The organism is Lacinutrix sp., from assembly GCF_023299985.1.
GTDB lineage: Bacteria > Bacteroidota > Bacteroidia > Flavobacteriales > Flavobacteriaceae > Lacinutrix.
In genome coordinates this window covers 1-14777 of sequence record NZ_JALZVX010000124.1, presented here as the reverse complement: position 1 = coordinate 14777, position 14777 = coordinate 1, and the positions used below count along the sequence as shown (strand labels likewise).

Annotated in this window: 5 protein-coding genes; all 5 read left to right on the top strand. The window is 34.0% G+C overall.

All coding sequences use genetic code 11. The annotated features are described in order from the left end of the window. Positions 1-56: 56 nt before the first annotated feature. Positions 57-5654, top strand: a complete 5598-nt coding sequence (locus tag Q0C58_RS06475) for an MG2 domain-containing protein (protein WP_290698987.1) — start codon at positions 57-59, stop codon at positions 5652-5654. 49 nt (positions 5655-5703) lie between these two features. Continuing rightward, the gene (locus Q0C58_RS06470; protein ID WP_290698985.1) at positions 5704-6564 is read left to right on the top strand and encodes an SH3 domain-containing protein; all 861 of its coding nucleotides are present in this window, start codon (positions 5704-5706) and stop codon (positions 6562-6564) included. Between the two features lie 10 nt (positions 6565-6574). Next, a complete protein-coding gene (locus tag Q0C58_RS06465; protein ID WP_290698983.1) occupies positions 6575-6883 on the top strand; it encodes an antibiotic biosynthesis monooxygenase in 309 nt (102 codons plus the stop codon). Positions 6884-6958: 75 nt separating this feature from the next. Next, complete coding sequence (gene pbpC, locus Q0C58_RS06460) at positions 6959-9307, top strand: penicillin-binding protein 1C (protein ID WP_290698981.1); 2349 nt, start codon at positions 6959-6961, stop codon at positions 9305-9307. Between the two features lie 156 nt (positions 9308-9463). Next, the coding region (locus tag Q0C58_RS06455; RefSeq protein WP_290698979.1) for a choice-of-anchor L domain-containing protein at positions 9464-14777 on the top strand (5314 nt) is incomplete at its 3' end.

Here is a 14777-nt window from a genome sequence, read left to right as displayed (position 1 = left end):
AGAATCAATACAATAGCTTTGGCATTTACTATTAATTTTATTGAAAATATATAACCATGAAATTAAAATCACTCTTCGCAACACTCCTTATTATCGCACTTGCTTTTTCCTGCAAGAAGCAAACAACAGAAACCGATAACCTTTTTAAATTTAGAGATTATATTAGTTATACAACTTCGGGAAGAATATCTACAGCAAGTAGCATACAAATTAGCTTAGCTAAAGAGGTTAAAGGTTGGGAAATTGGCAATGAAATTGATGAAAGCCTCTTCTCCATTAAACCTAACGTTTCCGGAAATTTAAAAGTGGCCAACAAACATGCTTTAACTTTTACACCAAACGAGCCTTTAGATCCAGACACAGAATATTCGGTTACTGTAAAGCTTGGTGAGATTTATCCAGATATACCATCTGAGTTTTCAAATTACACCTTTCAGTTTAAAACTATTAGTCCTAGTTTTAATGTAATTACTAACGATTTACAGTCTTACAACAAAGAGTGGCAATATTTATTAGGTGTAGTAAAATCGGCAGACTATATTACTACAGAACAAGCAAAGCAATTGGTTGAAGCGTCTCAAGTTGGAAAAAAATTAAAAATTGAATGGAATGAAGAGCGCTTACCTGCAAAGGTTTTCGAATTTAAAATAGATAGTATAAATCGTAAAATTGAAGACAGTGAAATTTTAATAAAATGGAATGGTAAAGCAATAGATGCAGAAAATTCTGGTGAGAACACTTTTGCAATTCCTGGTAAAAATAACTTTACAATTACCAAAATAGATGTGGTTCAAAATCCGGAGCAATATCTACTTATTAATTTTTCTGACCCTATAAAAAAACAACAAAATTTCGATGGTTTAGTAACTATTCAGAATACAAAAAACCCAAAATATATTGTAGATGGGAATGTACTAAAAGCCTATACAGACTCAAAAATCACTGGAAACGTGCAGGTTGATGTTTTTCAAGGTATTTTAAATACAGAAGGCTACAAACTTAAAAAACCGTTTTCAGAAACTATTTCTTTCCAAGAAATTAAACCACAAGTGCGCTTGGTAAATAGTGGTGTAATATTACCAAATTCTCAAGAATTAAAATTCAATTTTGAAGCCGTAAATCTTAAAAAGGTAGACTTAAAGGTTATTAAAATATACGAAGACAATGTACTTCAGTTTCTACAAGACAATGAGTTACAAGGCGGAAACGAAAATAGTATAAGACAAGTAGGTCGTCGCATTGCTAAACAAACAATCACGTTGGTAAACGATGGCATTGAAAACACCGGAAAATGGAAAACCTACAGTGCAGATTTATCTAAAATATTTAAAGCAGATCCTGGAGCACTTTACAGAGTAGAATTAAGCTTTAAAAAGGAGTACTCTTTCTACGATTGCTCTGTAAACCAAAATATTACAAACTCTGAAGATAATGATGATTACTACGAAGACGAGTATTATGAAGACGATTACTACTATGATGATTACAACAATAATTATAGCGAAAGCACAACTGAAGACGTAGACCAACGTGAAGAAGAATATTGGGATAATGTAACTTACAGATATCGCAGCAGCAACTACAATTGGAGAGAACGCGACAACCCTTGTCACGATGCTTATTACAATCAAGATCGCGAAGTATCTCAGAATTTACTAGCCTCTAACATAGGTGTTATTGTAAAAAAAGGAGCAAATAACAATTACTACTTTGCTGTAACAAACATATTAAACACTAATGTTGAAGTTGCTGCTAAAGTAACATTATATAACTACCAACAACAGGAAATTTCTAGCACTAAAACAGACCAACAAGGTTTAGCTAAAATTGAAACTAGTAGCCATGCCTCTTTCGTTATTGTTAGTAAAGGCAATAATAAAACGTATATAAAATTACGAGATGGTCGTGCTTTATCGCTTAGTAAATTCGATGTTTCTGGCAACCATTTGCAACGTAGTTTAAAAGGTTATATTTATGGAGAACGCGGTGTTTGGAGACCTGGAGACTCACTTCATCTTACATTTATATTAGATGATAATGCTAATAAATTACCAAAAGGTCATCCTGTAAAAATGGAAGTTACAGATCCTAATGGTAAGTTAGCTTACAAGAAAATTACAAGTGACAATATTAACGATTTTTACACCTTTACAGTCCCAACTTCTACCGAAAATAAAACAGGCAATTGGAACGCAAAAGTAAGTGTTGGTGGTGCTACTTTTTATAAAGGTTTAAAAGTAGAAACTGTAAAACCAAACCGCTTAAAAATTAAAGTAGATTTTAAAGATCAAGTCCTTACTGGAAGCGAAGCACTAAATGGTACACTTAATGTAAATTGGCTACATGGAGCACCTGCCAAAAATGTAAAAACTGAAATTAAAGCAAAATTTAGCAACGCTTACACACCTTTTAAAAACTATAAACAATATGTGTTTAGAGATCCTTCACGTTCTTTTTCTCAAGAAGAATTAACTGTTTTTGAAGGTAATGTAAATGAAGAAGGTTTTACCGAAATTAAAAATAAACTAAGCGTAGGACAAAATGCTCCTGGAATGCTAAACGTTCAGTTTTTAGTGCGTGCTTTTGAAAATGGAGGCGATTTCTCAATGGATGCTTTTACTAAAAAATATGCACCTTATAAGTCATTTGTTGGATTGCGTTCGCCAAAAGGTAGAGCTTACGGTTCTTTTTATACAGACGAGAATCAAGCCTTTGATATTGTTGTTGTAGACGATCAAGGAAATCCAATTAAGCGTAATGGATTAGAAGTAAAAGTTTATAAAGTTGAATGGCGTTGGTGGTGGAATTCATCTTACGACAATTTATCTAAATACACTTCAAACTCTTATCACAAGCCTTTTATGAGTAGTAAAATAAATACTGATGCTAAAGGTAAAGCAACTTTAAATATTAATGTTCCAGAAGAAGAAGGTGGACGTTATTTAATTCGTGTTTACGATCCTAAAAGTGGTCACGCAACTGGACGTACAGCATATTTCTATAAAAACTGGTGGAAAAAACAACCAAGTGGTGACAAAGAATCTGCTAACATGCTAGTGTTTTCAGCAGATAAAGAAAACTATAACGTTGGTGAAACAGCGAAAATTACATTCCCATCTGGAACCGAAGGTCGCGCTTTAATTTCTATAGAAAATGGCACAGAAGTTATTGAGCAAAAATGGCTAAAAACCAAAGCAGGAGAAACAGTTGTAGATGTTCCTATTACAAAAGCAATGGCGCCAAATGTGTTTGTAAACATTTCATTATTACAACCGCATGCTACGACTGCTAACGATTTACCATTACGTCTCTATGGTGTTATTCCAATTTTAGTTGAAGACCCAAGTACCAAACTTGAACCTGAAATTAGAATGCCTAGTGTCTTACGTCCAGAAGAAGAATTTACAGTTATTGTTTCTGAAAAAAACAATAAAGCAATGACCTATACTATTGCAATGGTGGAAGAAGGCTTGTTAGATTTAACACGTTTTAAAACACCAAATGCTTGGTCTGCATTTTATGCTCGTGAAGCTTTAGGTGTAAAAACTTGGGATGTTTTCGATGATGTTATTGGAGCTTATAGTGGTAGTATAGATCAAGTGTTTGCTATTGGTGGAGATGGAAGTGCTGCAGGCGGAAAAAATAAAAAAGCAAACCGTTTTAAGCCTGTTGTAAAAGTATTAGGTCCTTTTAAATTGGAAGCTGGTGGAAGAACAACGCATAGCATAAAAATGCCAAATTATATTGGTGCAGTAAGAACAATGGTTGTAGCAGGAAACACAACTGCTGAAGCTTATGGAAGCACAGATAAATCTGTTGAAGTTAAAAAGCCTTTAATGGTTTTAGCAACATTACCAAGAAAACTAAGTCCAGGTGAAAAAGTAACATTACCTGTTACTGTTTTTGCCATGGAACCTAATATTAAAAATGTTACTATTAAATTAAAATTAAGCAACGGTATTAAAATTATTGGAGATCAATCTAAAAAATTATCATTTGCAAAACCAGACGAGCAAATGGCTTATTTCGAGCTGGATGTTACTAAAGCAAACGGTATAAATACTGTAGAAGTTATTGCAACTGGAAATGGTGAAAAATCGACTTACAAAGTAGAATTGGATGTTGAAAATGTCAATCTGATAACGTCTCAAGCATTAGATCAAACGCTAGAAAAATCTGCTTCTGCAAGTCTTGACTTTAAAACCTTTGGTGTTGTAGGTTCAAATAGTGCAACGGTTGAATTCTCAACTATGCCACCAATGGATTTTTCACGAAGGCTACAATATTTAGTACAATATCCTCATGGTTGTGTGGAGCAAACGACTTCAGGAGTGTTTCCGCAGTTATATTTAAATGAAATTTTTGATATTCCGTTGAAGAAAAAACAAGAAATTCAGTCTAATATCGAAAGTGGAATCAAGCGTCTCGGAAATTTCCAAAGACCAAATGGAGGTATGAGTTATTGGATGGGAGAAGCTTCAGCTAATGATTGGGGAACAAGCTATTCTGGTCACTTTATGATTGAAGCCGAAAAACTAGGATTCGTTCTTCCGCTTACCTTCAAAAGTAATTGGATAAAATACCAAAAAGAGGCAGCCAGAAGTTGGAGACCAAGCTATAAAACGTACAACAGCGATTTAGCGCAAGCCTACAGATTATACACTTTAGCTTTAGCAGGAAGTTCAGATTTAGGCGCAATGAACAGGCTTAAAGAGTTTAGTGAAATTTCTAACGAAGCAAAATGGAGATTGGCTGCAGCTTATGCATTAGCAGGACAAACGGAAGCTAGTAAAGCAATTTCTAAAACAGCGAATATAGAGTTTAAAGCACCTAGATATAACTATTATACTTATGGGTCTATAGACAGAAATCGTGCAATGGCTCTAGAAACTATGGTGTTAACCAAAGATTATAGAATGCAGGAATTAGCAAAAACTTTAGCTAAAGACTTATCGAGCAACCGTTGGATGAGTACACAAACAACAGCTTACAGTTTATTGTCTATGGCAAAAATGGTTAAAGCAAATGGTGGAAAATCTCTTGATTTAGAATACACTATCAATGGTAAAACCGAAAGTGTAAATTCTAAAAGTGCTATTGCGCAAAGAGAACTAAAAGTAAATGATGGCAGCAATACTTTAAGCTTTAAAAACAAGCAAGGCAATGTGGTTTACGTTCGTGTATTAAATTCTGGAAAATTACCTTTAGGTCAAGAATTAGCGGAACAAAGAGGTTTAAGTACAAGTATTGTTTATAAAGACTTAAAAGGAAACGCTATTGATATTAAAAGCCTGAAACAAGGTCAAGATTTTGTGGCTACAGTTACAGTTTCTAATCTTAAAAACGAACGTCTTACAGATGTCGCATTAACACAAATTTTTCCATCAGGTTGGGAAATTGTAAACACGCGATTTACAGCCTTTGGAAGTGCTGCTAAACGAAGCGATGCGCGATTTACAGACATTCGCGATGATCGTGTAAACTTCTATTTCGATTTAAATAAAAAAGGGAAATATGGAACCAATACGTTTAACGTGATGCTAAATGCATCGTATTTAGGAACCTACTATTTACCAGGAGTTCAAGCAGAAGCTATGTACGATAACGAGTTTTTAGTACGTACTAAAGGAGAATGGGTGACGGTTGAGAAGTAACAAACCAAAAATGTTTAACCATAATATTATTTTTTAAAACACAAACATTATGAAAAATACAAAACATTTTTTAGCTATAATTTTATTGTTATTAGTCACTTTAAGCTATGGCCAAAATTATGCATATGTAAACGCAGATAGTGGTTTAACTGTTAGAGAAAGACCTGCTATTGGTGCTTCAAAATCAGGGAAACTAATGTATAACGAGGCAGTAGAAGTAATCGAGAAAACCGATGTTAAATTGATTGTGGTAGATGAAGGAAACAAAATTTCAGGAGAATGGGTTAAAATAAAAATGAATGGCTCCCAAGGTTTACAAGGTTACGTTTTTAATGGTTTTTTATCTGAAAACAAAATGCCAAAAATTATTAACGTTAAGTTTCTAAAAGCCAACATTCATATTAAAAACTTATCTATTATTGATGATGATGCGGTTCGCCATTTAGATTACGAAAATAATCTAATAATTGCAGTAGATTTGGGAGATTCGCCTGAAAATAAAACCATAATAATTAAGGACAATAAGTACAAGAATGTTAAGATTCTTCAGCGTTATGAAAACAGCATAACTATAATGAATGAAGGTCCTCATTGCGATTTAATAGAATGGAAACATTATAATTCAGATTGGAAACCTGTAAAGAAAATAAACAAAATAAAGTTTCAAACATTGTCTTACGCTGAAGCAGATTACCAAAAATTCATACCTGTTAATATTGAAGAATTAAAGCAAGCGGTATCTCAAAAATGCGGTGAAGACTGGGCAAAATATATTGAGAAAGTTAAAGATGTAAATCAATATCCTGCAGGAGTGACTACTAGTCGTGTTTTCTTGAAATTTATTTTAACAGATTTGGAGGATAATATTACAGAAAAAACAATAGAATTTGTAATTCCAATGGGTTGCTAAAAGCATAAAGATGAAAAACTTTAAACCATATTACGCAGTGATTTTTACATCCACAAGAACCGAAGGAGACTACGGTTATAATGAAATGTCAGCCTTGATGGAATCCTTAGCAAAAAACCAAGACGGTTTTCTTAACATAGATTCTGCCAGAAACGAAGTTGGAATCACTGTTAGTTATTGGGAAAGTTTAGAAGCAATACAAAGTTGGAAACAACAAACAGATCATATTCTAGCGCAGCAGATAGGTATTAAAGATTGGTACAAATGGTATAACGTTAAAATTTGTAAAGTAGAACGTGAATATGAGTTTAATAAATAAAATTTGTCATTCCTGCGAAGGCAGGAATCCATAATAATAAGACAAATAGATCTTCGCCTTCTTGGAAATAAAAAAATGAAAATAATAGCTTATATAAACCGTAATAAAATAAAGTCGATAATTATCGCTTGTCTTTTAGTCGCTTATTATTTCTGTTTACCAAAACAATTATTTAAAGATCCAACAGCAACAGTAATTACAAGCTCTAATAATACTCTACTAGGCGCTCAAATTGCAAAAGATGGACAATGGCGATTTCCAAAAAACGATAGTGTTCCAGCTAAATTTAAAATTTGCATTATTAATTTTGAAGATGAATATTTCTACAAACATCCAGGCTTTAATCCTGTTTCAATACTTAACGCACTCAAACAAAATATTAATTCTGGTAAAGTAAAACGTGGCGGAAGCACACTTACACAACAAGTTATTCGTTTATCTCGCAAAGGACAATCTAGGACATATACAGAGAAAATAAAAGAAATAATTCTTGCTACTCGTTTAGAATTACGAGAAAGTAAAGACCAAATTTTAACTTACTATTCTAGCTATGCACCTTTTGGAGGAAATGTTGTTGGTATAGATGCAGCCTCTTGGCGTTATTTTAATAGGAATCCGCATGAATTGTCTTGGGCAGAAAGTGCTACGTTAGCTGTTTTACCAAATGCTCCAAGCTTAATTTATCCAGGAAAAAACCAAGAACGACTGCTTAAAAAGCGTAACAGATTACTAGCAAAATTACTTCAAAAAGAGGTTATAGATTCATTAACCTATAATTTATCAATTGCTGAAGGCTTGCCTCAAAAACCATATCCTTTACCACAAATAGCACCTCATTTGCTTCAAAAAATAGTAAAATCGAATTATGGTGAACGCATTAAAACAACTGTAGATTACAAACTGCAACAACAAGTTAATAATGTTGTTTACAATCATTACAACTTATTGAAACAAAATGAAATTCATAATATTTCAGTCCTAGTTTTAGATGTAAAAACCAGAAAAGTATTAACATACATTGGAAACGCTCCAACAACTAACAAAAACCAAAAAGATGTTGATATTATAAACAAACCTAGAAGTACAGGAAGTATTTTAAAACCATTTCTTTATGCTGCAATGCTAGATGCTGGCGATTTACTCCCAAATACTTTAGTTGCAGATATTCCTACTCAATTTGGTAATTATGTGCCAGAAAATTATCATCAAGAATTTGATGGCGCTGTTCCTGCTAGTCGCGCCTTGTCTCGATCTTTAAATGTTCCAGCTGTAAGGATGCTTAAAGATTTTGGTTTGGATAGGTTTCATCATTATTTAAAAGATTTAAAATTAAAAGATATTAAAAACAATGCCAATCACTACGGATTGTCTTTAATTCTTGGTGGTGCAGAAAGTAATTTATGGGATCTATGTAAAAGCTACGCGAGTTTTTCTTCAACATTAAATCATTTTAACGAGTCTTCAAGCGAGTACTTTTCGAACGAATTTTGTGAACCTACTTTTTTTGCTTCAAAAACTATTGATTTTGGAAAAAAATCAACGGAAAAAACATTGTTTGATGCTGCTTCAATTTATTTAACTTATGAAAGTTTAAAAGAAGTAAATAGACCTGAAGGAGACGAAAATTGGGAATTTTTTGATAATTCTAAACAAATAGCATGGAAAACAGGAACAAGTTTTGGTTTTCGTGATGCTTGGGCAATTGGCACTACAAAAGATTACGTTGTTGGTGTTTGGGTTGGCAATGCAGATGGAGAAGGACGACCTGGTTTAGTTGGTGTTCAAGCCGCTGCTCCTATTCTATTTGATGTTTTCGATTTGCTTCCAAATAGTGATTGGTTTGCTAAACCGTTTGATGAAATGCAACAAACTAGCATTTGTAAAGAGAGTGGTTATAGATCTGGACAATATTGTCAAAACAATGTTCAAAAATTTGTACAAAAAAGTGGTCTTAAAACAAAACCATGTCCATATCACAAACTAATACACTTAGATGTATCAAAAAGACATCAAGTAAATTCTTCTTGTGAAGATTTAAGTACTGTTTCAAATACATCCTGGTTTGTACTTCCTCCATTAATGGAATATTATTATAAATCTAAAAACCCTTTCTACAAACCACTACCTCCTTTCAGAAATGATTGTTCTGTTAATGAGCAAGTTAACATGCAATTTATTTATCCAAAACACAATAGCATTGTTTTTCTACCTAAAGATTTTGATGGAAAAATTAATTCATTAATTTTAAAAATTGCACACTCAAAACCCAAAACCAAAATCTATTGGTATTTAAATGATCTATTTATTGGAAACACCAATGATATTCATGATTTAGCCATTATTCCTAAAGAAGGAAAACATATCATCACTGCTGTTGATGAATATGGAAATGAAATTAAAAGAAACATACAAATTAGTAACTAAAGTGTTAATAATATTGAGGCTTTATTCATTCTTTTAAATTTTAACTCACTTTATCGAATAAGAATGCATTACATCTATCCTTAACCATTTTTAAAATAAATTAGTCTATATTTAAAATTCAATTTTGTTTAAATAACACTAACAATAATCATAATAATGAAAAAGATTACTTTATTGTTGATTTTACTTTGTTTAAGTTTATCAACTAATGCGCAAATTACAACGTATCCTTATTCTGAAGATTTTGAAGCAGGTGATGGAGGATGGATAGCAGACAATACAACTAACGGTACTTGGGCTCTAGGAACACCAGCATCAACTGTTATAAATAGTGCAGCCTCAGGAGTTAATTCTTGGGCTACTAACTTAGTAGGAAATTACAACAATGGTGAATCATCAAATGTTATCAGTCCTGTATTCGATTTTTCAACACTAGCTGCACCATCCATATCTTTTAGTATTTGGTGGGAATCAGAGTTTAGTTGGGATGGTACGGTCTTACAATCTTCTATAGATGGTGGTACTACATGGGATAACGTAGGTGCATTAGATGATGATGTAAATTGGTATAATGATGGTGCTATAAACGGAAGTCCTGGAGGACAACCAATAGGTTGGACAGGGCGAAATGGAACTGGATCTAATGGTTGGATAACTGCAAGTCATGTATTAGATGGTTTGGCTGGAGAATCTAATGTAATATTACGTATTGCTTTTGGATCAGATGCTTCTGTAAATGATGAAGGCGTAGCCTTTGATGATGTAACAGTCTTTGAAGTAAATTGCCCTGAGCCTATTGCTTTATCATTTATTGCAGCAACATCTACAACAGCTAACCTATCTTGGACTGCAGGTGGTGCTGAAACAGCATGGGAAGTAGTATTACAACTAGCAGGAACAGGTCCTCCTACAGGAGCAGGAGTTTCAACTGGAGATAACGCACCATATATTGCTATGTCTTTATCGCCAGCAACAAATTATGAAGCTTATGTAAGAGCAGATTGTGGTGGTGATTTTAGTATTTGGGTTGGACCCTTAAATTTCGCAACAGAATGTATAACAATTGTTGCACCATATACAGAAGGTTTTGATAATGGAGGAGTTATTCCTTTATGTTGGACTATGGATGGTGGTGAAGATTGGAATTTTGATGATGCAGCACCAGGCGGTGGACATGTTGGAGATAACGGAACTATTACTGGTAACACATTAACCGATGGCTTTTTTGCTTGGGTAGATGCCTCAGGAAATGATGGCCCTTCTACTTTAACAACACCTCTTATAGATGTTTCTGGATTAACTACGCCATCCTTATCTTTCTTTGAGATTAGTGATAATGAAGGAGATGCTAATTCTCAATTAGATGTAGAAGTATGGGATGGAACTGCTTGGAACCTAATGGGAACTTATAATACAAATACGGCCGGATGGGAAGAAAGAGTTATAAATCTTAGTACATTAACTATAACAGGTGATGTACAAGCACGATTTATATTTTCAGAACCAGTAGTGGTTGATTTTACTGATGATATTGCAATAGATGATGTTACTTTCGATGAGTTACCAAACTGTCCAAACCCATCTAATCTAGCTTTAGTTAGCGCAACTGATACCACAGCAACAATTTCGTGGATGGCTAATGGTACAGAAACGGCATGGGAAGTTGTAGTACAAGCGCCAGGAACAGGAATACCAACAGGTTCAGGTATGGCTACAACTACTAATCCATATGTAATTACAGGATTAACAGCAGCAACAGATTATGAAGCTTATGTAATAGCAGATTGTGGTACAGAGTTTAGTCTTTGGATAGGACCAATAAATTTCACAACAGAGTGTACTACTTTTATAGCACCATATACAGAAGGCTTTGAAAACGCAGGAGTTATTCCAGTATGTTGGACAATGTCTGGAGGTGAAGATTGGAATTTTGATGATGTAGCACCAGCTTTTGGTCACATTGGAGCTAACGGAACCATCACTGGAACAACACTTACCAATGGCTTTTTTGCTTGGGTTGATGCATCGGGTAATCAGGGTCCAACTACTTTATTGACACCATTAATTGATGTTTCTGGTTTAACTACACCAGCATTATCTTTCTTCGAAATTAGTGATAATGAAGGAGGTGAAAATGCACAATTAGATGTAGAGGTATGGGATGGAGCAGCTTGGAACTTAATGGGTACTTTTAATACAAATACAGCAGGATGGGAAGAAAAAATAATAAACATTAGCACACTAACTATTACCGGAAATGTGCAAGCACGTTTTATATTTTCAGAACCATTGGGTGATTTTGTAGATGATATTGCAATAGACGATGTTACTTTCGATGAATTACCAACTTGTGTAAATCCATCAACTTTAGCTATAGATAGTGTGAACGAAACGACAGCGACACTCTCATGGTTGGCAAATGGCACAGAGACTGCATGGGAAATTGTAGTGCAAATTCCAGGAACAGGAGTACCAACAGCTTCAGGAATTGCTACAACTACAAATCCACATGTAGCTATGGGATTAGCACCTATTACAGATTATGAATTTTATGTAAGAGCAGATTGTGGTACAGAATTTAGCGATTGGATAGGACCATTATCTTTTTCTACAGAATGTTCTACGTTTATAGCACCATATACAGAAGGATTTGAGAACGCAGGAGTTATACCACAATGTTGGGAAATGTCTGGTGGTGAAGATTGGAATTTTGATAATGTTACTGGTAATAACCACATTGGAGATGATGGAACTATTACAGGAACTACTGCTACCAATGACTTTTTTGCTTGGGTAGATGCATCTGGTAATGATGGTCCAACTACTTTATTAACACCATTTGTTGATGTTTCTGGATTAGCAGAACCTGCTTTATCTTTCTTCGAAATTAGTGATAATGAAGGAAATGCCAATGCACAATTAGATGTAGAAGTATGGGATGGAGCTGCTTGGAACCTAATGGGTACATACAATACAAATACTGCTGGTTGGGAATTAAGAATAATAAACATTAATACCTTAAACATAACTGGCGATGTACAAGCACGATTTATATTTTCTGAAACTGTAACAGGGGATTTTACTGATGATATAGCAATAGACGATGTTACTTTCGATGAGTTACCACCTTGTTTTTTTCCTAATATGATTACAGTAGCGAACATAACAGAAACATCTGTAGAAATTTCCTGGTTACCAGGTGCTGGAGAAACTGCTTGGGAATATATAGTACAACCAGTAGGAACTGGATTTCCAACAACTGCAGGAACATTTACAATGGCAACAACTGTAACAGTAGATATGTTAATAGCTGGAACAGTTTACGAAATTTATGTAAGGTCAGATTGTAATTCTACAGGTGATGGTTTTAGTGACTGGACAGGTCCTGTTATTTTTTCAACATTACCTGCTAATGATGAATGTGGTACAGCAACAATGTTTACAGCTAACACAGATGGAAATTGTACAACTTTTACAAGTGGTACTATATTTGGTGCTACACAATCACCTCAAGCAAATCCATGTAATGGAACACCTAATGATGATGTTTGGTTCTCTTTTGTAGCAGTATCTACAGATCATGCTATTAATTTAACCAATATTCTTGGAACGACAACTTTCTTGTCTCATGGACTTTATGAAGGTCCAGATTGTAACACTTTAACAAATATAACTTGTAGTACTGATGATAATAGTGTAGCAAATGGTCTTACAATTGGAAACACATATTATATTAGAATATTTTCTAATAATACCAATGCAGAAACAACTACTTTTGATTTATGTGTTATTTCAATACCTCCACCTATTACAGTTAGTAGTACTCAGTTTACAGTAGAGCAATTGGTTGAAGACGTCTTGGTAAATTCTCCATGTTCAACTATATCTAACGTAACATCATCTACTGGAACAAATTTTGGTTCAGATAATGGTATAGGTTATTTTGAAGCAAATGGATCTGGATTCCCTTTTGAAAGTGGAATAATAATGACCACAGGAAATGCTGAAAATGCTCCAGGACCTGAGGGAACGACTCTTAGTGATGGTGGTGCTTCTGGATGGCTAGGAGATGCTGATTTAGAAGCAGTAATAAATGAAGGTCCAACAAATAATGCATCCATTATAGAGTTTGACTTTGTACCATTTATTCAAGATATGTCTTTCGAATTTATTTTTGCAGCAGAAGAATATGGTAATTTCCAATGTGGATTCTCAGATGCTTTTGCATTCTTACTAACAGATACAGTTACTGGTGTAACAACTAATATTGCTCTTATTCCAGGCACAACAACTCCTGTTTCTGTATTTACTATTAGAGATATGGCCTTTAACGGTAACTGTACATCTGAAAATCCAGAATTGTTTGATGCTTTTTATGGGCCTGGAGGCTTACCAGAAATATCAAGTCCAACTAACTTTATAGGTAGAACTTTTCCATTAGCAGCTATGTCAACAGTAGTACCTAATAGAACATACCATATTAAACTAGTAATTGCTGATGATGGCGATACTGCTTTCGATTCTGCAGTATTCTTAAATGCAGGTAGTTTTGATATTGGTGAAGTAGATTTAGGAGAAGACATTCTTGTAGCTAATGGAAATGCGAACTGTGAAGGTGATGAAATTATTTTAGATGTTGGAGTACCAGTAGGTAGCAATGCTACTATTACTTGGTTTACTATAGATGAGTTCTTGATTCAAGAACCAGTTCTTGATGCTAATGGTATTCCTGAAAGCGGATTAACTTTAACTGTTACCGAGAGCAATACGTACCAAGTTGAAATTGTTTTAAACGCTAGTGCATCTTGTTTTGTGATCGATAATATCATAGTCGAATTCTTTCCAACTCCTATTACTCCAGAAAATCTTCCAGATATACTTGGTTGTGATACTGATAATACTGGATTTGCTATATTTGACTTAACAGATAATGATGTTCAAATTCTAGGAACACAAACAGGATTAACTATATCTTACTACTTAGCAGAGCAAGATGCTACAGATGGTGTTAACCCAATTGCTAACTCAACAGCTTACCAATCAACTCCTACAATTATTTATTACAGAATAGAAGATGATATAACAGGATGTTTTAAAGTTAGTAGTTTTAACTTAGCATTAGCGCCTAAGCCTGTTCTAGTTCAAGCTAATACTATATTAGCATGTGATGATAATGCTGACGGTATTGCTAATTACGACTTAACATTAAACGAATCAGTTATTTCTAATGGACAATCAGGATTTGTTTTCTCTTATTATACGAGTTTAGCAGATGCAGAAACAAGTATGAATGCAATAGCAAACCCATTAGATTTTGAAGGAATTGCACAAATTATTTATGTAAGAGTTGAAAATGCTAACGGTTGTTTTGAAACTACTACCTTTAATATCGATTTAGCACCTAAACCAATATTAGTACAAAGTGGTACTATATTAGGTTGTGATGATAACGAAGACGGAATTGCAAATT